The sequence below is a fragment of the Olivibacter sp. EAT-5 genome (assembly GCF_044784325.1).
GTDB classification, from domain to species: domain Bacteria; phylum Bacteroidota; class Bacteroidia; order Sphingobacteriales; family Sphingobacteriaceae; genus Olivibacter; species Olivibacter oleidegradans.
Genome location: NZ_CP173028.1, coordinates 3,608,144 through 3,634,323, shown reverse-complemented (window position 1 = coordinate 3,634,323; position 26,180 = coordinate 3,608,144). Strand labels below are relative to the sequence as shown.

The 26,180-nt window shown below is 40.9% G+C and carries 42 protein-coding genes and 1 tRNA gene; 35 read left to right on the top strand and 8 right to left on the bottom strand.

What is annotated here, in order from left to right; translation table 11 throughout:
• Positions 1 to 454 precede the first annotated feature (454 nt).
• From ACH11B_RS15010 to ACH11B_RS15000, 3 genes are all read right to left on the bottom strand, one after another.
• Complete coding sequence (locus ACH11B_RS15010) at positions 455 to 1,363, bottom strand: NAD(P)/FAD-dependent oxidoreductase (RefSeq protein WP_377609765.1); 909 nt, start codon at positions 1,361 to 1,363, stop codon at positions 455 to 457.
• Between the two features lie 91 nt (positions 1,364 to 1,454).
• Entirely contained in the window at positions 1,455 to 2,021 is a 567-nt protein-coding gene (locus ACH11B_RS15005; protein WP_377609767.1) for a TetR/AcrR family transcriptional regulator, read from the bottom strand.
• A 148-nt stretch (positions 2,022 to 2,169) separates the two neighbouring features.
• Entirely contained in the window at positions 2,170 to 2,919 is a 750-nt protein-coding gene (locus ACH11B_RS15000; protein ID WP_013666003.1) for a cyclopropane-fatty-acyl-phospholipid synthase family protein, read from the bottom strand.
• Positions 2,920 to 3,542: 623 nt separating this feature from the next.
• Here ACH11B_RS15000 and ACH11B_RS14995 point away from each other — a divergent pair.
• Positions 3,543 to 4,538, top strand: coding sequence for a helix-turn-helix transcriptional regulator (locus ACH11B_RS14995; RefSeq protein WP_377609769.1), 996 nt, complete (start codon positions 3,543 to 3,545; stop codon positions 4,536 to 4,538).
• 12 nt (positions 4,539 to 4,550) lie between these two features.
• Here the strand turns inward: ACH11B_RS14995 and ACH11B_RS14990 are convergent, their stop codons facing one another.
• The 3 genes from ACH11B_RS14990 to ACH11B_RS14980 form a co-directional block, all read right to left on the bottom strand.
• Complete coding sequence (locus tag ACH11B_RS14990; protein WP_289552656.1) at positions 4,551 to 5,036, bottom strand: DinB family protein; 486 nt, start codon at positions 5,034 to 5,036, stop codon at positions 4,551 to 4,553.
• Positions 5,037 to 5,884: 848 nt separating this feature from the next.
• The gene (locus ACH11B_RS14985) at positions 5,885 to 6,337 is read right to left on the bottom strand and encodes a hypothetical protein (RefSeq protein WP_377609771.1); all 453 of its coding nucleotides are present in this window, start codon (positions 6,335 to 6,337) and stop codon (positions 5,885 to 5,887) included.
• Positions 6,338 to 6,495: 158 nt separating this feature from the next.
• Complete coding sequence (locus ACH11B_RS14980; protein WP_377609773.1) at positions 6,496 to 6,870, bottom strand: hypothetical protein; 375 nt, start codon at positions 6,868 to 6,870, stop codon at positions 6,496 to 6,498.
• Positions 6,871 to 7,139: 269 nt separating this feature from the next.
• On the opposite strand from ACH11B_RS14980, the gene ACH11B_RS14975 reads away from it, so the two are divergent.
• The 24 genes from ACH11B_RS14975 to ACH11B_RS14860 all read left to right on the top strand — a co-directional run bounded on the left by ACH11B_RS14975 (position 7,140) and on the right by ACH11B_RS14860 (position 18,911).
• A tRNA-Gly gene (locus tag ACH11B_RS14975) sits at positions 7,140 to 7,215 on the top strand.
• Between the two features lie 19 nt (positions 7,216 to 7,234).
• Entirely contained in the window at positions 7,235 to 7,477 is a 243-nt protein-coding gene (locus tag ACH11B_RS14970; protein WP_377609777.1) for a hypothetical protein, read from the top strand.
• Positions 7,474 to 7,668 carry a hypothetical protein gene (locus ACH11B_RS14965; protein WP_377609779.1) on the top strand — a complete coding sequence of 65 codons (195 nt, stop codon included), beginning with the start codon at positions 7,474 to 7,476 and terminating at the stop codon, positions 7,666 to 7,668. The genes ACH11B_RS14970 and ACH11B_RS14965 overlap by 4 nt, the downstream gene beginning before the upstream one ends.
• A gap of 144 nt (positions 7,669 to 7,812) precedes the next feature.
• The gene (locus ACH11B_RS14960; RefSeq protein ID WP_377609781.1) at positions 7,813 to 8,130 is read left to right on the top strand and encodes a hypothetical protein; all 318 of its coding nucleotides are present in this window, start codon (positions 7,813 to 7,815) and stop codon (positions 8,128 to 8,130) included.
• Between the two features lie 7 nt (positions 8,131 to 8,137).
• The gene (locus ACH11B_RS14955) at positions 8,138 to 8,449 is read left to right on the top strand and encodes a hypothetical protein (RefSeq protein ID WP_377609783.1); all 312 of its coding nucleotides are present in this window, start codon (positions 8,138 to 8,140) and stop codon (positions 8,447 to 8,449) included.
• An 18-nt stretch (positions 8,450 to 8,467) separates the two neighbouring features.
• Positions 8,468 to 8,941, top strand: coding sequence for a hypothetical protein (locus tag ACH11B_RS14950; protein WP_377609785.1), 474 nt, complete (start codon positions 8,468 to 8,470; stop codon positions 8,939 to 8,941).
• Positions 8,942 to 8,986: 45 nt separating this feature from the next.
• Positions 8,987 to 10,162, top strand: coding sequence for a PD-(D/E)XK nuclease-like domain-containing protein (locus ACH11B_RS14945; RefSeq protein ID WP_377609787.1), 1,176 nt, complete (start codon positions 8,987 to 8,989; stop codon positions 10,160 to 10,162).
• 2 nt (positions 10,163 to 10,164) lie between these two features.
• Positions 10,165 to 10,386, top strand: coding sequence for a hypothetical protein (locus ACH11B_RS14940; RefSeq protein ID WP_377609788.1), 222 nt, complete (start codon positions 10,165 to 10,167; stop codon positions 10,384 to 10,386).
• A 3-nt stretch (positions 10,387 to 10,389) separates the two neighbouring features.
• Complete coding sequence (locus tag ACH11B_RS14935) at positions 10,390 to 10,608, top strand: hypothetical protein (protein WP_377609790.1); 219 nt, start codon at positions 10,390 to 10,392, stop codon at positions 10,606 to 10,608.
• A complete protein-coding gene (locus tag ACH11B_RS14930; RefSeq protein ID WP_377609791.1) occupies positions 10,605 to 10,895 on the top strand; it encodes a hypothetical protein in 291 nt (96 codons plus the stop codon). The genes ACH11B_RS14935 and ACH11B_RS14930 overlap by 4 nt, the downstream gene beginning before the upstream one ends.
• A complete protein-coding gene (locus tag ACH11B_RS14925; protein WP_377609793.1) occupies positions 10,855 to 11,325 on the top strand; it encodes a hypothetical protein in 471 nt (156 codons plus the stop codon). Before ACH11B_RS14930 ends, ACH11B_RS14925 begins: the two co-directional genes overlap by 41 nt.
• Complete coding sequence (locus tag ACH11B_RS14920; RefSeq protein WP_377609795.1) at positions 11,322 to 13,907, top strand: ParB/RepB/Spo0J family partition protein; 2,586 nt, start codon at positions 11,322 to 11,324, stop codon at positions 13,905 to 13,907. The genes ACH11B_RS14925 and ACH11B_RS14920 overlap by 4 nt, the downstream gene beginning before the upstream one ends.
• On the top strand, positions 13,891 to 14,127 hold the full coding sequence (locus tag ACH11B_RS14915; RefSeq protein ID WP_377609797.1) for a hypothetical protein: 237 nt from the start codon (positions 13,891 to 13,893) through the stop codon (positions 14,125 to 14,127). Before ACH11B_RS14920 ends, ACH11B_RS14915 begins: the two co-directional genes overlap by 17 nt.
• Before the next feature lie 14 nt (positions 14,128 to 14,141).
• Positions 14,142 to 15,098 carry a DUF4373 domain-containing protein gene (locus ACH11B_RS14910; protein WP_377609799.1) on the top strand — a complete coding sequence of 319 codons (957 nt, stop codon included), beginning with the start codon at positions 14,142 to 14,144 and terminating at the stop codon, positions 15,096 to 15,098.
• Positions 15,040 to 15,549 carry a hypothetical protein gene (locus ACH11B_RS14905; protein ID WP_377609801.1) on the top strand — a complete coding sequence of 170 codons (510 nt, stop codon included), beginning with the start codon at positions 15,040 to 15,042 and terminating at the stop codon, positions 15,547 to 15,549. Before ACH11B_RS14910 ends, ACH11B_RS14905 begins: the two co-directional genes overlap by 59 nt.
• Positions 15,546 to 15,839 (top strand): hypothetical protein, encoded by a 294-nt coding sequence (locus ACH11B_RS14900; RefSeq protein ID WP_377609802.1) that lies wholly within the window; start codon positions 15,546 to 15,548, stop codon positions 15,837 to 15,839. The genes ACH11B_RS14905 and ACH11B_RS14900 overlap by 4 nt, the downstream gene beginning before the upstream one ends.
• Positions 15,839 to 16,279, top strand: coding sequence for a hypothetical protein (locus tag ACH11B_RS14895; protein ID WP_377609804.1), 441 nt, complete (start codon positions 15,839 to 15,841; stop codon positions 16,277 to 16,279). Before ACH11B_RS14900 ends, ACH11B_RS14895 begins: the two co-directional genes overlap by 1 nt.
• Positions 16,280 to 16,281: 2 nt before the next feature.
• The gene (locus tag ACH11B_RS14890; RefSeq protein WP_377609806.1) at positions 16,282 to 16,623 is read left to right on the top strand and encodes a hypothetical protein; all 342 of its coding nucleotides are present in this window, start codon (positions 16,282 to 16,284) and stop codon (positions 16,621 to 16,623) included.
• Positions 16,616 to 16,996, top strand: coding sequence for a hypothetical protein (locus tag ACH11B_RS14885; RefSeq protein ID WP_377609807.1), 381 nt, complete (start codon positions 16,616 to 16,618; stop codon positions 16,994 to 16,996). The genes ACH11B_RS14890 and ACH11B_RS14885 overlap by 8 nt, the downstream gene beginning before the upstream one ends.
• On the top strand, positions 16,989 to 17,234 hold the full coding sequence (locus tag ACH11B_RS14880; RefSeq protein ID WP_377609809.1) for a hypothetical protein: 246 nt from the start codon (positions 16,989 to 16,991) through the stop codon (positions 17,232 to 17,234). The genes ACH11B_RS14885 and ACH11B_RS14880 overlap by 8 nt, the downstream gene beginning before the upstream one ends.
• A gap of 60 nt (positions 17,235 to 17,294) precedes the next feature.
• Positions 17,295 to 17,591 (top strand): hypothetical protein, encoded by a 297-nt coding sequence (locus ACH11B_RS14875; protein ID WP_377609811.1) that lies wholly within the window; start codon positions 17,295 to 17,297, stop codon positions 17,589 to 17,591.
• Positions 17,592 to 17,616: 25 nt separating this feature from the next.
• Complete coding sequence (locus tag ACH11B_RS14870; RefSeq protein WP_377609813.1) at positions 17,617 to 18,318, top strand: ParB/RepB/Spo0J family partition protein; 702 nt, start codon at positions 17,617 to 17,619, stop codon at positions 18,316 to 18,318.
• A gap of 29 nt (positions 18,319 to 18,347) precedes the next feature.
• Positions 18,348 to 18,596, top strand: a complete 249-nt coding sequence (locus ACH11B_RS14865) for a hypothetical protein (protein WP_377609815.1) — start codon at positions 18,348 to 18,350, stop codon at positions 18,594 to 18,596.
• Entirely contained in the window at positions 18,597 to 18,911 is a 315-nt protein-coding gene (locus ACH11B_RS14860) for a hypothetical protein (protein WP_377609817.1), read from the top strand.
• Here the strand turns inward: ACH11B_RS14860 and ACH11B_RS14855 are convergent.
• The gene (locus ACH11B_RS14855) at positions 18,908 to 19,156 is read right to left on the bottom strand and encodes a hypothetical protein (protein ID WP_377609819.1); all 249 of its coding nucleotides are present in this window, start codon (positions 19,154 to 19,156) and stop codon (positions 18,908 to 18,910) included. The two genes, ACH11B_RS14860 and ACH11B_RS14855, sit on opposite strands and share 4 nt — an antisense overlap.
• Positions 19,157 to 19,190: 34 nt before the next feature.
• On the opposite strand from ACH11B_RS14855, the gene ACH11B_RS14850 reads away from it, so the two are divergent.
• The gene (locus ACH11B_RS14850) at positions 19,191 to 19,493 is read left to right on the top strand and encodes a hypothetical protein (RefSeq protein WP_377609821.1); all 303 of its coding nucleotides are present in this window, start codon (positions 19,191 to 19,193) and stop codon (positions 19,491 to 19,493) included.
• On the opposite strand, the gene ACH11B_RS14845 is transcribed toward ACH11B_RS14850, so the two are convergent.
• Positions 19,494 to 19,709 carry a hypothetical protein gene (locus ACH11B_RS14845; protein WP_377609823.1) on the bottom strand — a complete coding sequence of 72 codons (216 nt, stop codon included), beginning with the start codon at positions 19,707 to 19,709 and terminating at the stop codon, positions 19,494 to 19,496.
• Positions 19,710 to 19,814: 105 nt separating this feature from the next.
• Here ACH11B_RS14845 and ACH11B_RS14840 point away from each other — a divergent pair, with 105 nt between their 5' ends.
• The 9 genes from ACH11B_RS14840 (at position 19,815) to ACH11B_RS14800 (ending at position 26,178) form a co-directional block, all read left to right on the top strand.
• Complete coding sequence (locus ACH11B_RS14840) at positions 19,815 to 20,054, top strand: hypothetical protein (protein WP_377609825.1); 240 nt, start codon at positions 19,815 to 19,817, stop codon at positions 20,052 to 20,054.
• Between the two features lie 42 nt (positions 20,055 to 20,096).
• A complete protein-coding gene (locus tag ACH11B_RS14835; protein ID WP_377609827.1) occupies positions 20,097 to 20,318 on the top strand; it encodes a hypothetical protein in 222 nt (73 codons plus the stop codon).
• A gap of 44 nt (positions 20,319 to 20,362) precedes the next feature.
• Positions 20,363 to 20,518: a hypothetical protein gene (locus ACH11B_RS14830; protein WP_377609829.1), complete on the top strand. Its 156-nt coding sequence runs from the start codon at positions 20,363 to 20,365 to the stop codon at positions 20,516 to 20,518.
• 104 nt (positions 20,519 to 20,622) lie between these two features.
• Entirely contained in the window at positions 20,623 to 21,420 is a 798-nt protein-coding gene (locus ACH11B_RS14825; protein WP_377609831.1) for a terminase small subunit, read from the top strand.
• Positions 21,410 to 22,840 carry a hypothetical protein gene (locus tag ACH11B_RS14820; protein WP_377609833.1) on the top strand — a complete coding sequence of 477 codons (1,431 nt, stop codon included), beginning with the start codon at positions 21,410 to 21,412 and terminating at the stop codon, positions 22,838 to 22,840. The genes ACH11B_RS14825 and ACH11B_RS14820 overlap by 11 nt, the downstream gene beginning before the upstream one ends.
• 50 nt (positions 22,841 to 22,890) lie before the next feature.
• On the top strand, positions 22,891 to 23,577 hold the full coding sequence (locus ACH11B_RS14815; RefSeq protein WP_377609835.1) for a hypothetical protein: 687 nt from the start codon (positions 22,891 to 22,893) through the stop codon (positions 23,575 to 23,577).
• Positions 23,578 to 23,716: 139 nt separating this feature from the next.
• The gene (locus ACH11B_RS14810; RefSeq protein ID WP_377609838.1) at positions 23,717 to 24,148 is read left to right on the top strand and encodes a hypothetical protein; all 432 of its coding nucleotides are present in this window, start codon (positions 23,717 to 23,719) and stop codon (positions 24,146 to 24,148) included.
• 25 nt (positions 24,149 to 24,173) lie between these two features.
• Entirely contained in the window at positions 24,174 to 24,635 is a 462-nt protein-coding gene (locus ACH11B_RS14805; RefSeq protein WP_377609840.1) for a hypothetical protein, read from the top strand.
• A 1-nt stretch (position 24,636) separates the two neighbouring features.
• Entirely contained in the window at positions 24,637 to 26,178 is a 1,542-nt protein-coding gene (locus tag ACH11B_RS14800; protein WP_377609841.1) for a hypothetical protein, read from the top strand.
• Positions 26,179 to 26,180 lie beyond the last annotated feature (2 nt).

Genomic DNA, 26,180 nt, shown 5'->3' with positions numbered 1-26,180 from the left:
CTCTCTTTTCCGATGCGGAATAAACCTACTACCGAATCAAACCTCCACGAGCGTGAAACTTGTCAAACAACCATTGCTAGTCACTGTTCTAAAACCGGTAATCAGTTCATAAACATACGACATCTTTTTACGCGTTTGGGAATATTCTTTTAAGAACTTTTGTCAATTTTAGAATCGACTTCTCTAATATTTATTTCACTCTTTTGCCGAAAGCTTGCCTTTATATAAGTATAATAGGCGAATAATTCTCTTAAATTTCTTAGCCTCTATTTTAATGGATTCGCATTCCTTTCTATTTCTTTAGCCTCGAAAAACAGAAAGTCCTTCCTTTAAATTTTAAACACAGCAAACTTATCAATAAGAATCTGTTCATAGACATATACCCTAAGACACGGAAGGAGCATTTAAATAACGGTTTTACGGGATTTTTCAAAAAGTGCTTCTTTATCGTAATCTACACCCCCTCTCCTATTAATTCGTGATTTATAAACGCTCCTGCAATCGAGCCGGCAGCTACAGCTGCAGAAACACTTCTAAACATGGTAGCATTATCGCCTGCAGCATAAATTCCGGGGATAGAAGTCTGCTGGAAGTTATTGACTTCAATATGACCGGTACTTGTTATTGCGCAACCTATATTTTTCGGAATTTGACTTTGTTGTTCAAAGCGAGGAGGTGCGTAAAGCGCTTTAACAGAAATTTCAGTACCATCTTCAAATATAATATGGTCAAGCTGACCCTCGTAGTGTTTCAACAAAGCTATCGGCTTTTCTATCAACTGTATGTTATTTCTGGAAAGTGTTTCTTTGTCCGCATTATCAAAAGTAGATGGCCCGTTAGTAAGTACCGCAAGGTCTGAAGCCCAGTTACGAATTAGCCTTGCCTTCTCCAAAACAGATTCGCCGTTTAGCAACAGTCCCGTCGACTGATTTCTATATTCGTATCCATGACAATAAGGACAATGAATCACGCTGATTCCCCAACATTCTGCTATTCCACTCACGGTTGGAAGTATATCCTTTAACCCGGTAGCAAACAAAAGTTTGCTTGCTTCGAACTGCTTGCCGGAAGCGGTTCTAACAAAAAAAGCCCCATTCTTCCCGGCGGCAAATAGTACTTCATCCGTCAAGAAATTCACGGTATCATACGCAAGCACTTGCTCCAAAGCGATAGATGAAATTACTTTCGGCGGCTTACCGTCCTGCGTTAAAAAATTATGGGAATGGGGTGTTTGGCGGTTACAGGGTTTACCACTATCAATGATCAGTACATTTCTTATCGCTCTAGCTAAGGACATAGCGGCCGAAAGGCCGGCATAGCTACCACCGACTATTATAACGTCGTGTTTGTTGTTCTTCTCCATATCATTTATTTATATTTTCACTTATTATGTCTATTGAGATTAATCATCAATAAAAATGTCTCAAAATCGAGACATATATAGGCAAATTTTTTTATACCCCTATTCCTTTGCTGAATGAAAACCAAGCACATTCTTTTAAATTTATCTTCGTCTGATTACCCAAAAGCCCGGTATTTATTGTCGTGGCTACTACACTAGTCAAAAAAGCCAAAACCCAATCCACTGTCAGTCTTTTGCTAATATAACCATCCTCCTGTAACTGCAAAATCAATTGCCGGCAACGGTTGTTAATCGCTTCGTAAGTCGCACAGTTTCGATCATTCTGATTGTGTCTGTGACCATCACGGTGATGAAGTTTGTGGAAAAAGGCGTATTTCGCGCCACAGTCGATAGCAGCATAAAGCATTTCTTCCAGTTTTTTTAACGGCACATCTGAACTTTCCATAGCATCGTTCATCGCTTTTTTACAGTTTTGCTGCATGTCTTTCTCACAATAGGTCAATAACGCCTCCCTATCTTTGAAATAGCGATGAAGTGTTCTCCTAGTTATCGAAGACTTTTCTGCAACCCGCTCTAAGGGAGCAGAAAAGTCTTCATTAAATACTATAATGGCGGCATCAACAATCTTTTGTTGCGTTTCTTTCGTAATTCCCATCATACAAATTTGAAGAATTTTTCTCAGTTATGAGACATTGAATTGTCATATTGCAACAACGAGGCATTACAAAAGCAAGACTCGCAGCCTTGCTGCCGGCATCCTCTCGGAATCGCACTTGATTCCGTAAAAGGTTAGAAACGATTTTATTTCATTTTTTTTGCATCACGTAAAACACGTAGTTATAAAACTCCCGGTATCTTTGGTAAATGATAAGTTCATCGATGATCGTTTCCATGAACGATTTTTTTGTCGAATCATTTATTGGTTGAGCTATCGATAAAGCAACCTGTTTGATAATTGGATGGTAATAGTTGTCCCATCCGGCATTGGGTAGTGTAAAACATCCAACGGGAATATAGCCGCAATCTTCGATTAATTTCATTTTATTCGAAATCAAATCGATTTCGGGATAGCTTGCCATCCAATAATCGGTAAGATACTGAGGCCTTTCGTTACTTGTCCATGAAATCTCGGACGCCACTAAGTACCCCCTTCTTTTTAACAACGTGCCCCACTGTTTCAATCCTCTTTCGAATCCAATATGATAAATTGCGCCCTCACTCCAAATCATATCAAAAAAATTCCTTGGAAATGGGAGATCGTCCATAGATGTTTTGTGTACAGCTATTCGATCTTGCAAGCCCCATCGCGTGGCACGTTCCGTCAACACATCTAAAAATTCAGCCAATAAATCAACGGCAAAAATTTGTGCATTTGTTTTTCGTGCGAGTGTCATCGTCTGTGCTCCTGTTCCACAGCCAATATCCAGTATATGTTCAAAATAATGGCTCTCGCTTACCAAACCTAATGCTTTTAGCGTAGCTTCCTCGCATCCGGGTCCTTGCCTCTCATTATTTTTAAAAAAATCAACAATTGTTTGAATTAATTCCTGTTCCATTTCAAGATTGCAAAAAAATTTATCAATCATTTAATTTGCCTAGTGCAGCTACCGAAGATATCAGCACCTCACAGGCTTTCTACATATTCTCAATACATGCAAGATGTATTGAGAACAATTATTCTGGTTTACGCTCAACAGCAATTATAGACTTTATTAGACACCCCGAAAATCAACTCCGCTTACAAGATTATTTGATAAAGCCGTCGATAAGGATTAAGGTGAGGTTTAATACCTTTCTCGTACGTGTATAAGCAAAAAAGAATAAAAAGTATGCAATATAGGCTACACGAAACGGTAGCGCTAACAATAGCGTCCTTGAAAGTTTACGCTATAACAATGGTAAAATATTTGACACTCTCTTGTCTCATAATGTGGTAAAGGTAGCAATTTTCTTTAATAAACAAATATTATTTATCAAAAACTCTATTATCACAATGCCTTTTCTCATTTTGAAGGCGATATGGGCCAAAACATCCCTACGCTTTGACCTACTTGCCAATATTTATTCTGATTCACAGCATTTTTTATCTCAGTTCAACTTTTTTACTTTTACACTCCTCTTTTTGATTAAATTACTTATCTATGCAAGTAAAATCCACCATTTTATTTAATATCAAAAGATGGATAGTGAAAACTTCAAACGATTTGATAGGCTCGTAGCCATTTTTATTCAGCTGCAGTCTAAACGAGTGGTCAAAGCACAGGAATTAGCTGACCGGTTTCAGGTAAGCTTACGGACCATTTATCGGGATATAAAAGCACTGGAAATTTCCGGTGTTCCGATTTATAGTGAAGCCGGTGTTGGTTACTCTTTAATTGAAAGTTATCGTCTCCCTCCTTTATCGTTGAATAAGGAAGAAGCGACCAGCTTAGTAGCGGCTGAAAAACTGATGCAGAAATTCAGCGATAAAAGCATCCGTGACTATTTCTCTTCGGCGATGTACAAAATAAAAACCGCATTAAAGACTGTTGATAAGGAATGGGTATCAAGTATCGAATCGCAAGTGGTTATGCAACCTTTGCAAATTAAATTCAGTGAAAAAGCGCCACATGCATTAGCCACTCTTTTTGAAAGTATAGCTCGGAAAACGCAAGTTGAGCTTCTTTATCGGGCACTTGATGCGCCCGAAGCGATGCGCAGATTCATAGAACCGGTTGGTGTTTTTCATCAGCATCATTCATGGCACGTAATCGGCTTTTGCCACTTAAGAAAAGATTATAGGCAATTTAGGACGGATCGAATAGAAGAAATCAAAAACACCGAGTTACCTTTTGAACGAAAGCACCAACCATTGGACTTTTACCTGGCACCGAAGGAGCAACAACCGGTCACGAAGGTCCAACTTGCTGTTGAGAAAGATATGGCCAGATATCTCCAATGGGACCGCAATTTTTATGGTTTTATTTCGGAAGAACGACATGCTGACAAAGTAATCATGAATTTTGAAGTGCGCGATGTTGAAGAAGCTTTTGTACGCTGGTTCCTAATGTTCGCGGATAAAGCCACCATACTGGAACCTTCAACATTAAAAGAAAAAGCTCGGCTTCTGCTGACTAAACATCTGGCAAAGATCAACGAGGAAGGCAAAGCCCTTCAAATCAAAGATGATTGCTGAAGGGCTTAATACTTAGTCACGTTCCCAAAACATCGGAGGTTCTATACCTAAAGCTCTTAAGTATACATAACCTTGACCTCGATGGTGAATCTCATTATCAATAAAATAAAAGATGTTATCAATAATGGGAAATTCATATTGGCCAAACAAATTGAAAGTTTCCGAAAACCGTTCTAAAGGAAGTTGATTAAAGTACCTGGTAATAACGTCGGTTTGTTCGTCCCATTTTGCCAGTATTTGCTCTTTTGTGATTAATCTGAGTGCCTCTTCGTTATAGGGAAGTGGCTCGTCCTTTACAATGGATTCCATTGCCGGGCCGCCTATAGACAATAATTCGATAGCCAATTGGGAAAATGGACGCATTCCGCCTATAGAAAAACCGAAAAGTTCTTTCTCGGGAAAAGCTTCAATGACGCGTCGAGTTAGATTACGATGCCCGAGCCAATGCCTTAATAAAGCATCCTTATTAATTACCTGTGCTGATGTTACTGTATCCATAATATATTGCTTTTAGTTACTTGAGCAAAAGTATTTTGACCATGTGACAACAGTATGTCAGCTGAAAAAAAAATCTTAAATTCTGTATCGCGTTTGAGCGTCGGCCAGTCAACAAAGAACACATCACTTCTCTTATTTGCACATATATTCACATACGATCACACCTAGAAAAAGAGAAAACTAATCCTTTGTTGAGACAAAAGAATCTTAACTGTAATTTTACTGTGCAACCAGTTTTCCACTATGAACCACAAAACGGCTACATCAAGTAAGAATTTGGGCAAAATAAGTCTATATGGGCTAATAGCCTGTTCTCTGCTATTTGTTCTTATGATCTATAATTCTAAAGATTGTCATTGCGGTGATTTAATCATAGACCCCAAATTACAAGCAATGGCAAAAAATGGCGACACATTGGTCATTTCCTTTCTACACAAAAAGGGTAGCATTTTTTTATGCGTAGCTAAAAGAAGAGAATTATTAAAAGCACTTAAAATTCGCGATAGAGCTCCCAAAAAACATCATAAGAACACCCAAGGTCAATAGAGTAAAAAAACCTTATTGTACACTCAATATCTCAAATAGTTATCAGGCATTGAAGGCAAAATCGTTCATGTTATCTTTTGTTATTGTACCTTTTATCGGATCAAATCGTAAAGTCTAAAAACAGCAAAACCACGCTATGGCCTGGTTTTGCTGTTTAGCGGAAAGTGAGGGATTCGAACCCCCGACACTTTTTCCAATTTTTGTAACTCCCTTTTGTACAGAACTTTAAGATTGCTTAATTCATAGGTTTGATCAAGTTTTTGTGCATTTTCTTTCATTTTTTTGGCATTTATAGGGTTCTGTTAGCGTTCGCCTAACCTAGTTAAATAACATGCGGCGAGCATCTTTATTCTGTTTTGGTTATCTTCGAATATTTTAATACCAGCTAGACTGTCGATAGAATTTTCAGATATCAATTTCAGATCATTAACTGACACATCAAAGTAAACACCATTTAGGTTTTCTACGTCCTTTGGAATTATCCGAAGGGAATCGGCCTTTTGAGTGAACACTAATATGGGATCACCCACTTTTAGGTTAGAAAACGGCCCATTCAGATAAAGCGTTGGCTTTCCCTCATTATAGTCCCATCTAACAATATTGTCAGACACATCTATACCGACATACGTTTGTGGTATACCGTCCAATCCGTTGTTGCATTCCTGGATTGGGTCCTCCATTTTTCCTTCCTCGCATGATACAAAAAACACCAAGGAGGCAAGTAATCCTGTTAATAGTAAATTTCTGTACATCATCTTTTTTTTATAGGGTTAAAAATTAAAGTTTTTTCTTAAGCCACTTCACGTTAGTCTTTTCTAAACGAAACCAATGTTAGTTTTTTCTTACAAATGTAAGATTTAATTTAGTTTAATCAAATTTATTTTTGATGTGTACAATTTTTAGGTGTTTAGGCTTAGCCAACGCTTTTATCTCTTGAGTTTGTTAGCATATTGATCTGCTGTTGCAACAGTTCAATGATCTTTTGTTTTTCTCGGATTATAGTATCCTTATCGGATATCGTTCTTTCTAACAACTGAATAATCTTGTCTTTACTGCTTTCTGTGTCAATTTTGTGTAGGGAAGGGGATGGCTCTTCTGTTTTAAATACGTCTCCAATGTTATCTTCAAGAAAATCCATACTTACATTATAAGTATTTTCTAACACCCTCTTAATCTTCGACGATACTCCTACGCCTGGTTTTCCTCTCAATATATCGGACATAGTGCCTGATTTTATGCCTAATGCGGCAGCAAAGGAGGCCTGTGTCTTAAATCCAAGCTTATCCATTATAATTTTTAGTCTCTGATTTTCAGTGCTTTCCATTAACAAGTAGACAATAAATAGAATTTTCTTATTTTTTGCTTGCAAATGTTAGAAAATTCTTACAACTTTGCTTTAGTTAAATCAAAGGTAATACAAAAAAATGACAGAAGTTATTTAGCATATCACGAATGAGAAATATTACACAGTATCATCAACAGATAAGTACTGTAAAGACTTAAGGTTTAGGTTGATTATCAGGTTTAGGAAAGCAGTGATGCTCCCGAAAACCTAACAGACAGGTAGCTCAACGGTAGAGCATCCGGTTCCCATAACGGGAGGGTAGAGGTTCGAATCCTTTCCTGTCTGCCACCCAAAATGCACAATGAATATGGAAATAGTAAGAATAAAAAAACAACCCTCTGTAGAGGATCTGGTACTGTCCATCGGGGTAGATGACAGCAAACCCTTCGACTTAAAGACCGGTGCAAGCGCAAGGGTTGTGATCAGTAGGCTGAGAAAGAGTAAAGACTACAACCATCTCCGTTTTGAAACCTGGACGGATACGGTAGGCGGAGAGGATGTGATCATGATACACCGACTGGAGGACGAAAAAGAAGAGGTAACAGCATGAAAGTAATCAGAAACGATCAAGTCTTAAATGATCCCGATGCCAATGAGGTAGATCTGTTCATTCAGCAGTTCGCTATCTGGCACAACAAAAGGATAAAGAGGATCAAGGATAAGCGTCCGGAGCTGGTAAGGTTCGTACCGGGAAAGACAGAGGTGATAATGCGGAACAAAAGATCTTCAGGTGCGAGATAATTAATTAAAGTTTAACAATACGCAAAGATTTGTAGGGGTATAGGTCAGAGCGAATCCGGTGGCACCTGCCGGGAAACTAAATGCCCGGGGAGAACCACCTCCCCGGACTAACCCAATAAATGCCCCAATGAAAGGACACAAATTATGGCAAATATAGCGACAACATCCAATAAGCCAAAAATTAAAATCTTAGGATACACATCCTACGGTACCAACCTTGAAATCGAATACTCGATAGGGGACGAGGATTTTCGTGAATGTACGTTAACAGAAAGTGAAATAGAAAGACTGATACCAAGATGTAACCGCATCGCTGATATGCCGTCTTCGTTCAATCCGTTCTCTGGGGATATCGGTTGGAGCACATCCATGATAGATATTGCAGATTACCTGGACATGCATGCGGATGAAGTTGTTGAAGCATGGCGCGAATCTGAGGAAAACCTTTTAATCATTCAATAAACCTGTTATGAAAAGGAAACCGCAAGTCAAAACTATTCCCGCTCCCGAAAACAGGGGAGATTTTGCAGAGTGGTTCTGCATGGTACACAGGATATCCAAGCCATCGGACTATCTGAGATTTCAACTGAATATGCTAGCGGATCTGAGGAAGATCGGCATAGATTATTCCATTTATACCATACTGGAGGATGATATGACAGAGCCTAAAATAAAACCGGACTGGTTCAGGAATATACCCGACTGGTTCATACTGATTGTTTGCGTGTCCACACTAATAGGTCTGGTAGCATTTCTACAGTATATAACAAGCATTTTTTAACCCTTAATAAATATCCCAATGAAAGAAAAAACAACAGCTGGCAATGTCCAGAAAAACGACCGGAACCAGGCAACAGAAGTGTCGGTTGTGAACAAAACAGAAACAGGTATATCCATCGTGGACCTTAACGGTCAACTGCCGGATCTTACCACCGCCGACACATTTCCATTTGATCTCATGGCTGACTATTGGACACCTGAAACACCGGGGGAGAGCAAACGGGTTTTCTTCGATAAGATAGACACCAGAAAAGTACTTGATCAGGAAACTCAGGAAGCAATCGACCTTGAGTGTGCATTTTTTATTGAAGTTACCGATGGTAATGCCAGAACTATATCCAACGGTAGCAAACGGCTAGTTGGCGCGCTGGAAGCGTATGGAATTCAGAAAGGAACTCCCCTACTCATAACCTATATGGGTAAGAAAAAGAACAGGACAAACTCCCGCCAGTCTGATAACTGGAGCATAAAACCACTTAAGATAAACATTTAACCCATTGGCCGGGCAACCGGCCATAACCCAAAAACCCCAATGAAAATGGACATAAATAATTTTGACCTTAGCAATGCTGAGGTGATCGATCAGGAGATCAATCCGCTAAGTTATAACCCAGATGATTATCCGGGTATTGATGAATTCGTGGAGCGTGTGCTTAACGGCAACAACAGGCCGGTATACACACCCGATCTAAAGGCTCTTTCCTTAAATGGCCGGGTAGTGGCCGATAAAATGGATAGATACCTGGCAGCTCCTTACAACTCCTCCTCCGCGCTGAAAGAGATTCACAAGAACCCTGCTGCCTACTACTTTTATGTGAACGACAAGAGCAACTTCGAAGAGACAGAATCCAAGTCGTTTGAATTGGGCACGTTTTGCCATAGTGCATTCTTAGAACCTGACAAATTCGATAAAGTAATTGTCGAACCAAATTATCCACGTAACAGCTGGGACGGTGTCAACAAATTGGTTGCCTTCTGGGAAGGTACTATCTGGAATAAATATACTTACAAAGGTGTAGCCGAAAAAAAACTACAGAAGGCCTTGCTAATGGTTACAGAGAAAGGTCTTGATGTTAAAAAACTGGATGGTGCAAAGTGCTACATCGATTGTCTTCAGGAAGTTTCCGAGTACACCGCGATATCGGAAAAACACAAATTGATTATCGAACTCATTAAACGGTATTATTACTCTTACGGAGGAGGTATAATACCGGCCATCCTGCGGGGTGCTCAATTCGAAACATCGTTTTACACAGAGGATCCTAATACAGGCCTGAAGGTTAAGGTTAGGCCTGATGCATTCAACATTGAGGAGAACATAGGTTTTAACACGATCATTTCTTTCAAAACCACGTCTGCCCCCGATATGGGAAAATTTCTTTACGACAGCGCCAAATACAAATATGAGCTATCTGAAGGTATGTACCAGGAAGTCACTAGCCACGTGACCGGCAGGAAATTCAACGTGACGATCATGATTGTGTTGCAGACCGTCCCCCCCTACCTACCTGCGGTTTTCTTCTGGGCTCCTGAAGATCTCGAAAACGGTAAGTATAAATATCGATACGCTCTCGACACCATAAGGGAGTGTGTCGACAAGGGACTTTACCCGGGATTTGAAGCGCTTGCCGAAAGTGGTCACTACGGTATCATTCAGATGCACCAACCTGAATGGGCAACCAAGTTGTTGCACCCCGTAGATCTGGAGGATTAATCATGGTAGACGTCAATTTAAAGGTAGTAAGGGCCACTATGCGGCCCTGCTCCACTAAACTTGTTTTGGTAGAACTAATAGACGTGGAGGAGTGTGACTTATTGGTGCAAGTCGACATAAGCAAGGCCGTAAGCTTTTACGGTGTCCACGAACTTCTATCCCATATCGGTAAAGATAAAGTGATCGAATATCTGGAATTTATTGAGAGCGACGAGGAGAGATAAGCTATGGATGCGAACAAAGAGATCATTAATCCCGGAACGGGAATACTGGCACGGAATATTTACAAACAGAATGAAAGATCTCCAGACTATGTAGGTCAGATCGTCACACTGGACGGTGCCAAATTCGAAGTATCGGGATGGGTACAGAAAACGAACGCCGGATCACAGTACCTGAGCCTTTCGGTAAAAGAGGAAGGACCATTATATCCACCAAAATTATGAAGACTTATTATTTCACTTTCAGGTTTGGTCATCTGTCAAAATCGAATATTCCAATGCGGAAGTATTGGGTCAGGGTGATAGCTCAGGATTATAATATAGCCCGTGAGCTCTTTATCGAACGATTCACTAAAGTCTACATGCCCAGACCGGATCAGTTTGCTTTCCAGTACGAAGAAAGCAAATTCAACAAGGACTACTATCCAAACGGCGAATTCGCCGTGATTCAACAGGAAAAAATATTAAAGTATGAGAGAGGATATAAATACGGTAAACGCAACTACAGGTAGAATATACAGATTTATCAATCCAAGTGATCTGATAACGTTTATCGCTGAAGAAAATAAAATAGCATATGCTGCTACAATAATAGTAAGTAATGGCCAGGCCGGTTGCGAAACTGAGAGCGGAGACAGCCTGGAATGTCTGTTCATGTTCCATCCGGATCCGATGCCTGATATCAAGAAATACCTAGGAGAAGAGCTGGACACCTACATTCAATCTAACAAACGGCAGATAGCCGATGCACTGGATTCATTCGCCTATATGGATGTAACCAACAGGAAACTATATGATCGTTGCTTGTCAGCGATTACGGACCCTATTAAGCTGAAGGAGTTCAAAGATAAGCACGAAGACGACAAGAGGACGTCAATGAACAGATATGTTGCCCGTGCCTGGCAAATGGCCGAATATTTAAGAAAGGATTTGGAAAGATGAAATCGGAAAAGCTGATGTGGATTACTTTCGGAGCCTATAAAGGTGAGAAAGGCATAGTAGTGGATGAAAAAGAAGGAGTTATAACGGTAGAGGTCCAAAAAAGAGATGGAAGTCGACCAAAGGCGTCGGTTCTGAAAAGTTGGCTCGATGAGGTGCAGCCTGAAAAATTCGAACCAGGCACTTCGGTATTGATCTCAACGGGAACATGGAAGAGTGGTGATTTTAAAGGAATGCTAGGAACTGTTATCGGATTAACGGAAGGCACTAATTCCATCTATGACATTGAGGTGTCTGATAAAGGAGAAAAGAAAACAGTCCCATGTTACAAAAGTTGGTTAAAAGTCACCGAGCTTCCTGAAGAAACGGAAACGGATCACCATCAATGTCCTTTCGATATCGGAGACCTGGTGGCGATCACCAAAGGGCTCAACAAGGACAAAACCGCAGTGGTAAGCGACATATCATCTTATAGGCTTACAACGGGCTTTATTTATATCGATATTTTCTCCGATGACCTTGAAACGATAATAAAATCAAACAGGATGACATCAGTCGACAAGTTAAAAAAGATAAATGATTCGATCGACTTCCCGGGAATCACCGGTACCGACTTTTCAGGGGAAGAGACATCGGTCGGAGATACCGTCAAGATCATGGACGGTAAGTTTAAAGGATCTTTCGGTAAGGCTGTCGAGTTTCTTGGCAAGGTAATGACCAAAGTGGAAATAGACGATCCGAAGGATGGCCTGATAACAACTGCCTGCTTCAATTCGTGGCTAATAAAAAGCAATGTAAGCGTCGAAATATCTTCCACCCTCGAAAGGGATTTTAGGCCGATCGGGGAAGCACTGACAGAACTCCTTAAACCATCGGAAAAAGTAAAACAGAAAAGGCCAAAGAGCAATGTTAAGGCTATCGAACAGGAGTCTCCCCTATCCTATCAGCCGACCTCGGAACCGGGCACGGTTGAACTGAAAAACATTCCATTACGCCAGCTAGTTGCCAGCCCAACTAATCCACGCAAGACGTTCCATGAAAATGATCTCCAGGAGTTGTCGGATTCGATAAGGGAAAAGGGAGTGGTTCAGCCGATCGTAGTAAGAAAATCGGAGCAATTCGCGGATACATATGAGGTAGTATGCGGTGAGAGACGCTTCCGTGCCTCCAAGATTGCCGGCGTTGACTCTATTCCGGCAGTGGTTAGATCCCTGACGGATACCGAAGCGCTGGATCTACAGATCGTCGAAAACCTTCAGCGCAAGAATGTACACCCGATGGAGGAAGCCAGCGCATTCAAAGTGCTTAACGAAAACAATGGCATATCAATTCAGGATATGGCCATAAAAGTAGGAAAGTCCGAAAGTTATGTGGCAAAGAGACTAAAGCTTAATGACCTTATACCAGATATCCAAGAAATGTTTCTCGACAACAAGGTTAGCCTTTCTTTGGCGCTAAAATTAAGCAGGACAGACGGAGCCATACAGAATGATGTTATAAAGCCATATGAAAACTGGAGGGAGAAAAGCAACTGGAAGTTGGATAACTATAATGTAAGCAATATTTTGGAACGTCATGAAGTAGATCTTGATGACGCACCATTCGACCTTGCTGACAAGACCCTAAAACAGGAGTCTGGGCCGTGCCTGTCATGCCAGTATAATTCATCTAATCAGCCACTTTTGTTCGGCGACGAAAAAAGTATATGCCGTAACCCTGCATGTTACGCAAGCAAGATAATGTTAAATCTAGAGATTCAGATCGGTAAGTCTGTAAACGAGAATATTGTCTTTCTCAACGAAACATACCATCCCAGTGAACAGGATAAAACAAGAATCAAAGAACTAAGGGATCTTGGGATGCCGGTCCTGAACATTTACGATGACTATAGGTCTGCAAACTCCGACGAGGAAGGACCTGATATCATGAAGGGACTGATCATATCATCATATCATCAACATTCACTTGGCTCATACAAAAATGTTAGGCTGCTGGGTAAATTGCTATCCAAACCGGATAGTAGTACTCCTAACATAGAGGCAAAGAATAATATCCTATCAAAGGAAGCGCGGGCAAAAGAACTGGATATATGTAAAAACATCAATGCCGTAATTGAAGGTATTAAAAGCGTTGAGGTAGAGAAGTTGTCAGAAAATAAGATGCAGTTGAGCACAGCTGAACGTATCGCTATCACCTACGCTTTGTACGATGAAAACAGATATGGTTTTGGTTCTTGGCTGAGATCTCAGATCGGCATCAAACAAGATTACCCTAACGGCAACGATGTGTTCAACGCTATCAAAGAAAAGTTTGAATCTCTTTCATGTGCTCTTCTAGACAACCATCAACAGTTGTTCCTTGATCTGGTCATCCGAAAATACATTATGTCCTATATAGTCGGAACCACAGAATTCAGTCATAATCCGTTCAGAACAGGTCCGGGTCACACCATTGACATGATGGCTACCGAATGGTACGGGAACGAGTATCAATCCATAAAGATTAAGCAGCAGGAGATAGCAGATAAAAGGGCAAATCGTGTTGAACAGAAACTAAAGCAACTGGAGAATGAAAAAGAAGGGTAAGTATGGGTATCATGTTGGACAGCGACTGGAGCTTCGTCCATTTATGATCGGGCGGGAGGATATCAGAACATTTCACCATTATGAAACTTACGTTGAGCTATTCGTAGAGCAGGTTACATATAGGGGATATAACGACCGGACCGATAACGCAATTATAGAGGACCTCAGCGGAAACGTTCGCCTCTGCAACATTGAGCATCTGAAGTTGAGTATTGATTAAGAGGGAGAGCTTTAATGGCCAGACCTACCAAACAGGGATTAGATTATTTTACTATTGACGTGGACTTCTTTCAGAACCGGAAAGTAAGAAAGATAAACCGTGCCTGCGGTGCAGCATCAACGGCCATACTAATCTGCCTGCTGTGTAATAGCTACCGTGATAAAGGTTATTACATCGAGTGGGACGAAGATCTGCCTTTTGATATTTCTGACGAAGTTGGGGTATCCGAGGGCGCAGTAAAGGAAGTTATCGCAAAGGCCGTACAGGTAGGTTTCTTTGATGAAGAGCTGTATAAAAGGTACAGCATTCTTACATCCGAAGAGATCCAGCGCCGTTTCAAATCGTCGACTCTCAAACGGTCTGAAATCATAATTAATTCGGATTACTGGATTATTGACGGAAGAAACGGAGTTATTGACGTCAAAAACTCGGTTAATACCGACGGAAGTACACAAAGTAAAGTAAAGAAGAGTAAAGTAAAGGAAAGTAAAGAAGAGGGAACGGCCGTTCCGTCCGGGATGACGGACGAGGAGATTATTGTTGCCGCAGACTACATTGAGAATGTTGAAAAAGAAAAAAGTTGCGCCAAAAAAGAAAAAGTATCCATTGAGCTTCCGTTCGCTGAAGAAGAGTTTGCGGACCTGTGGAAACGATGGAAAGAGTACAAGAAACGGGAACATAGGTTCCAGTACAAAACGGCCGATTCCGAGCAATCGGCGCTCAAAGACCTTTTCAACAAATCGGGCCGACAACTTAAATATGCGGTGATGATCATCAATAAGTCTATCTCCAACGGATGGAAAGGCTTTTTCCCATTAAAGAAGGAGGATTATGCAGAAGTCAGTACAGGAAGAGGTCAAGGTAATTCAACAGGAAAAAGCGACCTCAGCAATCTCAAAAACCTCGCCGAAAATGTTATGGCAGGGATTGAATCCGATAACGTACCGGAGTATCTACGAAAGCGGGAATAAATCGCTTTCCGGTATCGTCAGGGAGCTGGGCAAAGAAGCGGGCGAAATATATGTCAGGGCGATGCTTACAGTCGGTATAATAGAACTATCTGAGTTTTTCAATATCCAGCAGAACATGAGTGAGCAACAGGTGGTCTTGACTGTAAATCTCATCCGGGAAAAGTACTGGATGCTTAAGCCTGATGATTTCAAACTTTGCTTCAAACGCATCATGATGGGTGGTTTCGGGAAGGTTTACGGACGGCTAGACGGCAACGTAATCATGTTGTGGCTAGATCAATACCTAGATGAACGTACACTATGGTTTGAAGAATACAATATGCAGGATCACCGTAAAATAAAGGATTCGGAAATCACGGCCATGGAACAGCGTGAGCGTGACCGTAGCAGCGAGGCCTGTCACTTTTCAAAATACGCATCAGATTATATCACATCAAAAACAAAAAAATGAAATTGGAAGAAGTACCTGAAGAAATCATTGAAGGTATCCGTAAGCAATACGGGTACCGTACCAGAGCCGCTCTCATGAGACAATACGGTCTTAGTGAATATATGTTCGATTCAATCATAAAGAAACACGGGATCGAACGGATAGATCCATCAAGGGTAAAGGTAAAAGCGCCTAAAGTCGATTATTCAACTATGCAACATATACCGGTACCTGGGCTTACAGGTAACGTTGTTGTGTTTTCCAAAAAGGGTAAGGATCCTGAAGCGATCAGATCAAAGTATAAACGGTAATGGCAAAGGCAAGGTTCAAACTTTCCGAGTTGACGAAGATGGGATTTGTGGAGGAGAACGGAACGTTTGTTCGCAAAAGTGTAACCAAAGTTTCCAAAAGTGATAGAAAAGTTTCCGGAACTGTGAATAAAAATACCAAAAGTGATCTTTTCATCCTTACCGTCAGCCAATCGATGAGCATAGATATAGTACCTGAATACCGGTTCGATCTTGAACGAAGATGGCGATTTGATTATGCCATTCCCTCTCATAAAATTGCGATCGAAGTGGAGGGCGGTGTATGGACCAATGGCCGTCATACAAGGGGGAAAGGCTATATCCGAGATATGGAAAAATATAATAGGGCCAATGCTCTTGGATGGCGGCTTATAAGGGTAGTTCCGGACGAACTCGTCACGGGATCTACACTGGATAAAATAAAGGACTATTTAGAAAAATAAATATGAACCAAGAAAACAAACAAACGGGGTCACGATATCGGCTATTTGAGCATATGGTCGATGAATATGGATTGCATCTATTAGACAGCCAAATTGATGATATAGCATTGATCGCGGCCGAAATAAACGGGATAAACTCCCTCCGCGAAGAGCTAGAGAAGTGGAAGTATGACAAAAAAGAAGTTGCCGACAGGATGTTCGAGTTAAAACTTCATGTTTCACGGCTCAAAGCGGAAAACCAAAAGCTTAGGGAGGCTTTGGAATATCTGATAGAAAACAATATGTGTTCGATTAAAGGCGATGAGATAGCCAAAGAAGCACTGAAAGGAGTAAACAATGAATAAACTTGAAAACACGTCTGAGAACAAAGCTAGGTTCTTTGCTCTTTATTGGGGGCAACCTGTTTTTATCGGACATAAATTAGAGGTTGTCAACGAAAACTACATTTCTCCAATTTATGATAGTTCAATATTAGAACTAAGTCCATTATCACAGATCAGTGATGAGGATGCCGAACAAACAGTACAAAGTGGATTAACTGTGGAGTTTTTTGAAAATGGATGGAAAACAAAAGGTACTAAGGTGATTTTCGCATATAAGCCACATATGGTTGACTATCTCCGCTCAAAAGGTTATGCATTACCATGGATGGGATTAAGCGTTGATGACCTTGTTTCGTATGGGTGGGTTAAATTGAGGGAGGTCAGCCATGGATAAGTTACTAATTGCAATGGATAGTTTCGAAAAGAGAAACAACGTGTCGATAGGCGTCGAACTGTTTAGTGATGGGTCTTGGTCTACTAATGAATTTTGGGAGGATGATTCAATTGAAAGTGGTAATAACATTGAAAGTTTAATTGATTTTCTCAATTCGGCACAATTTAAATTAACAGATGATGGAAGATGTATTAGACCTATGGTAAGGATTGATAAAAAAGAAAGTAAAGGAGGATAAATACTATGGCACATACATGCCCAAATTGCGGAATGCCATGTCATTGTAACGGTGATATCGATGACATATGTTTCGGTGAAAGACTCGATTGCAGATGCGACTGTGATGATTAGGATCATTGTGATGACGATGATTGGGAGGATGACCTGGAAGTTGAATGTTAATTATAATGAAATGAAGGACATTAAAGAGTACGCAAAACTGGTCAAGGATATGAGGGACGCTCAGAACAATTATTTTTCTAACAGAACTCCTTTTTTCCTCAACCAGGCTAAAGCAATGGAACGGGTGGTTGATAAAGCCACAAAGGATCTGCTCGAGGAAAAGAGACCGGATCCGCAGGGAACATTATTCTAATTTTTTAACCCAATAAAATAACTCAATGAAAAAGACAAATGATTATTCACTTTTCGGTATGATCGGAAGTAATCGGGAAGTCGATCAAAAACATGTTAACAAACTTAAAGCCGCCATCAAGAAGAATAACCTCTTGGCGTTGAACCCCATCGTTGTCGATAAGTATAAGCGGATCATAGACGGTCAGCACCGTCTCGAGGCCGCCAAACAATTGGGAATTGAAGTTTACTATATCCAGGGAAATGACCTGAAGAAACAGGATATAGCGGACCTTAACTCTGTTAAAAAGAACTGGAGCATGATGGACTATGTAAACTACTATACTGTTGAAAAAGCTCCTGGCTTCAATGTGTTAAGTAAGTTCCTTAATGATCACCCCGAAATAAATGTTTCCTCAGCTGTTAAAATGATCTCGATGGACGGTCATTCAAACTCAAAAGGTGTCCGTGACGGCAAGATAGATGTCCGTAACATAGAGCATGCCTATCGTGTGGCCAGGTTCCTGAAGTGGCTCCGTAATTATTATGATTATGCATACAATTCTTCGGTGATGGATATCATCTCTACCCTTTTCGAAAAAGAAGGCTTCGATGAAGAGTATTTCAAGAGTAAGATACTGGATCAACCTCGCTCACTTACCAAATGCATTAACCGTCACCAGTATAAGGAAATGTTCCTGGAAGTGTATAACTATAAACTATCAAAAAACAGGTTGGATATTAAATAAATAAAAAAACATAGGAGGCTATTATTATCATGGGAAAAGTTGATTTGGAAAAGCAGTATCAGGATTACCTGAAGCGTATGGAGCTATCGGAGGATCGTATGCACCCGGCACAGCGCGTGGAAACGAGACGGGCTTTTATGGGTGGATATGGACAATCACTTGCTGTTATGAGGGATCAGGTAGGTGCAATGCCTGATAACGAAGCGATAGAATGCATGGAGGATATGTGGAGCCAGATAGGTAAGTTCTGGTTAAAAGAAGCAGGGAGGGAAAAATAGATGCATCTAAATAAGTTTAGCGGACACGGGAAAGATTCCATTGTTCCAGATCCGGATTTGATCGGCAAAGACTGGCTGACGGTTGAAGAGTCCAATGGAAGAACATTCACCATCGAAAAGACCAAGACAAACGGTAAAGAATGGATTGGTAATGGTTGGCACTTTTATGTCGTAAGAATCAAATATGGCAAAGGCTGGGGAAAAGCGGTTAAAAGGATAAAGGATACAACACCGGAGGAAGAAGTAAGATCCGTAATCGAGCAGATAAAGAAGGAGCTTGTGATCAGAACACTGAAATACGGTAAAGGACTCTAGACGTTATCAAGTTCGAACTTTGAAGAAAGCGATTCTATCAGAGCTATCTTGAGATCATCAGGAGGGGATCCGTAAACCAATTGCCAGGTCCCCTCTATTTTCCGGAACAGGTAAATGGCAGAGGATTTATTTGCAAACACCGTGTATGTGATTGGGCCGATAATAGCCTTCTTTATTTCAAGCCTGGCTATGATCTGTCTACCCCTCCAGGTAAAACCTATTCTCGAATGAATAACCTGTTCCATTTAGCAAAATTAAATCAAACTAAAAATATTAGCAATGAAAAATCGAAATATGTTCAGCCTCTTTTATTTGTTCTGCAAACGGTTCGGACATTGGGAAAAGGACATGTTGTATCTTCCCTCATTTAAACGGGTTAAAGTCTGTCGGTTATGCGGATCGGAACGGAATCACCCCGAGGGCTTTCGTATACCAAGAGTCCCACCTCCTCCAGCTCCACCCATCAGGACAGAGGATAAAAAGAAACAGGCCCGGCTTTATAGAGAGTACGTTGACAGGCTTGAGGAATACAATAAGAAGTATGGGACCAATTACAAGCCAATAGGCTTAAACATACACTAATCAGAGAGAGTTGATCCTTTCGGCTAGCTGCTTCAATACCTTTTTAGCGTCTTCGTAGTCTTTTTCCGTGATCCGTTGTTTGCCGGTACCCACAATGTTCTCCGCTAGCTTATTGGCTAGTTTAGATCGCGCCGATTTATTGGTAGGCCACATTTCCCGCGCAAGAACCGCCTGATTGATGATGGGATTCTCTTCTAAAAATTTTTTCAAGTCCATACGCAAAAGTAATGAAAAAATATAAAACAAAAAGTTTATATTCATTTGAATATATAAAACATTTGTATTATATTTGTTTATCAAATAACAATAAACGATATAACAATGAGTTACATTAAAACAAAATCAGAAACTAGCAGCCTAATCATCGTAGACGAGCAATTGTACATAAGTAACAATCCAAACATCGAAGATGGTGAAACGGCAGACGGAGAGATAGTCTTACAGTTAATTGACAACGGAAGGAAGCTATTCATCAATGCAGGGGGTAAGAATGACGGGATCGAATTAAATGAAATACAGTTGTCAATTTTGAAGAACTTCCTTAGCGGAGTATTTAACTAACAAGAAGGGCGGTGTAATACCCGCCCATTAAAAAACAACATTATGAAAACATTGCCAAACGAACCAGCCTATCCTATTGAAACCATACATGAAGAGTTTCTAGGAATGAGCAAACGCGAATACTTCGCATCTATGGCTTTGCAGGGCCTTGTGTCAAACGATTCATGTAAAGCTGATATAGTCATAAGCAAAGAAATGGCAGACACCTACGCACAAGATGCTGTAACGTTGGCCGACGCCTTAATCAAAGCATTAAACAAGTAATTACCGCCTTCGGGCAATTTTTTAACCTCAAATAAATAATACAAATGAAAAAAGCAAAATTAATCTTCTCGGCAGTAGCGGTTGTTATTGTTTCGTCTTTTTCCTATGCAATGGCAAACCGAGGCAATGGTGGTTGTCCACTTCCAAGTGATCGACCTAATTGCCATATTATCCCTCCGCCAAAACCAAAGCCAAGATAATTAGTGGAATGTTTAATCCAGCCCCGTTAGGGGCTTTTTTATTCCCCTTCCACACCAAAACTTGCTTAAATCAATAAAAATAGTTAATAATTGTACTGGAGGGTATGGAAATGAGTGAAGACAGTACAAAAACAAAAAAGCTCACCGCAAAGGAACAACGCTTCGTTGATTACTACATAGTTCGGTTCAACGCTTCCCAAGCAGCGAGAGACGCAGGATACAGCCCCAAATCGGCAACTGAGATCGGACATGAGAACCTCAGAAAACCTCATATTCAGGAAGCGATCCAAAAACGTCTTAAGGAAGAGAATTTAGGAAAGTCAGAAACGGAGAAAATGATCACCGACATCGCAAAGGCAGACCTTAACCGTTACTTCAAGAAGATAAAGCGTAAACGGGAAAAAGAAATCAAAGTTCCTCTTCCACAGGTTATAGCCAGGATTAAACGGGAAATCGAAATTGAGGAAGAATTTTCGAGGCGGGTCAAGATGGATGGTAAGCGCAGAGCGCAGCACAAAAATAGGATCGATGGCATGAAAGAGAATATCATCCGCATGGAGATCCTACTGGAACGCGATCCCGATGCGTACAGAACCGAAACAGAAATGGAAGAGGTTGATGATGTGGTTCTTGATTTAGTGGCTCTTACGCAGGATAAGGAAGCAGGGCGTATTAAGAAGTTCGGATACGATAAGTATGGTAATCCCGAAATTGAACTTTATTCAGCGGACAGCGCTCTTATCAACATTGCTAAAATTAATGGTTTACTTGTGGATAAAAAACAGATCACCGGCAATGTACAGATAAACAAGGCCCCTGATCTGTCACAGCTAACGGATGAAGAACTGGAAGTGTATGCATCTATTGCCGAAAAGTTAGGGATGGTTGAAGATGAAGACTAAGGGATTTCCCAACATATCGCTTCACCACGTGAGAGCTGAGCAGTGCAACCGCAAGCTCTCTTTTTTTGTAAAGGAGTTCTGGAATGTGATCATCCATGATGATCTCGTATGGAACTGGCACATGGAAGCGTTGTGTAACGAGATTCAGGCTGCATCTGAACGGGTATTTAAGAGACTTCCAAAGCTTCACGATATCATTGTTAATATTCCTCCCGGCACATCTAAAACAACTATTATATCCGTCATGGGTACAGCATGGGACTTTTCCCGCGCGCCCTGGATCCGTGAGTTCGTTGGATCCTATTCTGACTCGGCGGTAATGGGAATATCCGATAATATACGTCTGATTATGCGGTCCGAAAAATACAGGACCTACTTTCCGAAGACCATAATTAGAAGGGATAAGGATGCAGGCCACAACTTTAAGACTACTGAAAATGGTGAGTTTTATGCGTTCACTGTTGGCGGTACCTTAACATCTAAGCATGCGGATATCCTGAAAATAGATGACCCACTAAACCCAAAGCAGGCAGCTTCTGCTGCTGAGCTGCTTAAGACGAATGATTTTTTCGATAAGACTTTGCCATCCAGAAAAACCAATAAAGATGTTACCGTAACGGAGCTCGTTATGCAGCGGCTTGATTACAACGACCCAACTGGACACCTTCTGAAGAAGAAAGGTGAGAAGATTCACCACATATGTTTACCTGGCACGTTGTCCGATCACGTAAAACCCGAAAAATATAAGCAGTGTTATATAAACGGATTATTAGATCCATACAGATTAGGTACTACCGTTTTGGCTGACCTGAAACTTGATTTAGGGTCTGAAGCTTATGCCGGCCAGATCGATCAGGTTCCGTCTCCCCCAGGCGGAATAATTTGGCAAAAATGGCTTATCGAAATACCAGATGCGCAGTTCCCGAGTCCAAGTGAACTCGACAACTATGGCAGCCATTGGGATACCGCGCTGACTAAAGACGAGGAGAATGCAGCCAGTGCCCATGTCACCGGAGGTAAGAAGGGGGTAAACTCTTATATAGATTGGGTTGATTGGCGTTATCTCGAATTCCCTGAGCTGATTGCCTGGATGAAGACCATACCTCCCACCCATTACATAGAAGCAAAAGCTTCCGGAAAGAGCGCTAAGCAGACACTTAAGAATATGGGCATTCCGGCCGTTGAAATAAAAGTCGATGGTGGAGCGGATAAGATTGCCCGGAACAAGATGGCTACGCCTTTTGCTGAGGCTGGGCTTGTCTTTATTCGGAAAAGTCAGGCCGATAAACTTTATCACGATGCAGACCAGGGAATCCTTAAGTTTCCAAAGGTTAAAAAAGATGTCGCCGATGCACTGGCTCAGTTTATCTTATTTCATCATGGAAAGAAAAAACCCGGTAAATCACGTGCATCGTTTTGATTTCTCATTTTTTTTCGTTAAGAATTGTACTAGAAGTTTATACCCAATAAATGTCAATTCAAACTAAAATAGGAAACGTAACGCTGAACATACCGACCGATGTCAGTGAAATTACACTAGGTCAGTTCCTGGACCTTAGGAACTGGGAACGCGATCACGATGAACCGATGGGAGCCTTTGAGATAATAGAGGTTTTAACCGGACAGAATCAGCCAGAGCTCCGTTCAATTAAGTATACCAAAAAGAAAGCAAAGCAATTACAGGATGTAATGGCTTTAACCAATTTGCTTAATGCATCGATACAAAAGTTTAACACATCTCCTGCGAAAGTAGCCATTCCTAAATCTGTTAGTATTCTGGGCAGCGAGGTAAAAGTAAGTAAAGAATTGGAGTCGCTTCCCTTTTGGCCAACCCGTATCGTGAAGGATCTAATTATCTTAAAAAAGAAAGAGGATCCACAGTATTCCGAAGTCAACGACTTTGACCGAATTATCGCTCACTTTCTCTATGCTGCTTACACCGGTTCAAAATATAATGAAACGAGAGCTGAGGAATTTGCTGAGATAGTGAGGTCGGAGTTGAAGTTTGTGGAAGGTATCCAGCTAGGTAATTTTTTTTTGGGAAAACTATCGAAATGGTTAATGCCGAAGCCAAAGTATTGGCTTCTCACTATACAGCTGAAGAAATACAGGCTGGTATACAGGATCTCGAAGTTTTTGGGGACATCAACACACTAGATGCCCTATCCGGTGGAGATATCCTGAAATGGGATGATATTAAGGCCCTACCCTATTCCGATGTGTTTGTCAAGATGCTGAAGAATAAAAAGCAAAGAGAGTTCGAAAAGGCTTACGCCGAAATAATGAGGAGGAAGAAGTGAGTATAAGGACAGAAATGGAAGGCTTTGCAATTAGGCTACCAACACAACCGGCATTCTATTACATGGATGTGTTCGAAGCAAATGCCAACGATAATATGGCATATCCCCAGGTTCAAATGTTGGAAGTTGAATCTGGGGAATTTTATTTCCACCCTACTTCATCGGGCGTGTTCGATAGGCCTAATATGTTTATCCGCTTCTTGGACAAACATGATTTAGATCACACCGGGGTGCAACGTGATGCCGTAATTGACGAGATGAAACAGTTAGCCAGAATGTTTGTCAATATGCTGAATCAATCCGGTAATTATGACTGGATTGATAGGGCATCATACATCACAGTTATCAATGCATATGATACTAATGTTAGTGGTGTTGAGTTGCGGTTTAGATTATCGCCAGTGGTTCCCGGTGGCTTCTGCACATAAACTAAAATGAAAAGGACTCGAGGGGATGATGACTGCTGCTGAAATAAAGACCGACATTGAGCTTATCACTGAGTTTCTTACACAGGTGCGTGATGAGTTGATAGAAGATCTTGACACACATAACCGAAATGCTACCGGTCGAACAAAGAGATCTATTAAGGTCGTAGACGTAACTCATACAGGTGGTAAGCTCATTGGAGCTGAGCATATCAGTTTCACCTTTGGCGGCCGTGGCCCTGGCAAGTTACCTCCTATATCGAATATTATTGACTGGTGTTCTGCAAGGGGTATTCCCCGTGATCGTGCCTACAGAATAGCGATGAAGATCAAAAAGGAAGGAACCCAGCTTTACAGGTTAGGTGCTCGTAATGATAACGCGTTATTGAGGGCTACAGCGCCAGATAAGATAGAAGCTTTCAAGAAAGAGCTGGAGCAGTATTTTCTTAACCAGATAAAATCAGATTTTGACTTTTTAATCAATAGGTAACATGCAATCCGTATTACTAGAAACTCCGGAACGTCAGGTATCATTAAACAATTTCAGCCGTTTCAATGCAGGGTTTAATCCGATCGTGTTTAAGTATCAAAGGAATCCAGAACCCATCATTTTTCCCGTGGCGACTAAAGGTCAAGCTGAAGACATGAATGGCGATCCGATCCCCAATACAACGCGAATTGGTGCTTATATGTCGGTGTCTGCTTATAGGTTGGGGCTTGCTAATGGGATACGGCATTTATCTGATCAGTTAAATTGGTCTGGTATTCCTAAACCAGGCGGATACTTTACGCCTACTGATCCTCAATTTAATATAGGTATATTCTTAATACCAGTAGCTCCAGAGTCTGGTGATAGCTTTGGAACAATTGAAATATTCGGATACCCAGATGATTACACTATTGTAACAGAAGTCACCTCCGGTGGTAAGGTTATTACGTTTAGGCATTCACCAGGTGCCAACAATGTGATTCGGGCTGATATATCTTCATTCCTTCGCTCTCTAGTATCTCCAGAAGAAACATCCTCATTTGATAGGCTGGCATATAACGACCCTAATTTATGCACGTCTTATACTGTTCGATTTGCTGAAGCTTGGGGAACGTATCAGTCAGATTGGGAAGTGATACCAGGTACATTCTATGTAACATATTCTGCAATGCAACTGTTGGAAAAAGGCGGTGGCAATATGATGGAATATGTGACTTTTCTGAATGAGCCTAACCCGGATAAATTGGCTAAATGGCTTACTGACTTCTATGAGCCGATTTATTGGCTGGGGCTTCCTTATGACATTTCTTTTATCCTCAATGATGAGCTTGGCAGTAAACAGATATATGTGGAATATACTGCGTTGGATATAAACAAAGCTGAAGTGAATTTGGGTATTGTCGGAAGTTATATATTAATTGATAACGGAAGCTATCTTATTACGGGCGACGGAAAATTTATTCTGGATCTTAAGGGTAATATACAACACCTAACGGCGGCAGTAGGAGTCAATAGAATTTTACTGCCTTCTGGACTAGCCAATAATGTAAAATACCTAACGGTACAGGTATATTATCTCGAAAGTGGGGTTAAACATTATATAACACAAAAGAAAACTATCAGGATTGGAAGGCCTTGCCCTGGAGAGCAAATGGTATATCTAAAATGGATTAATCATCTTGGCGCCTGGGACTACTTTAGGTTTGGATATAATATTCAGCATTCCCTTAGTATATCGAATGACGTTACAATTACCAGGGCAGTACTTGATTGGGAGAACACGGATACCTTTGATTACGTAACTCAAAAAACAGCTTCTAGATCTGTTGATGTCGGTGCCGATTTTATCTTGCCGGAAAATATCAAAGCACTTGAGTGGCTATTATCGGGGATTAAACCACAAATGTTAGTTGATACCGACCCGTATAAATGGCAAACCGTGACTATCCAACCCGGGACTTTCCCATTATATAACAGCCAAAATAAAACCGCTTCAATATCTCTTTCTATTGATCTCCCTAAAAATAACATTCAACATTACTAGAT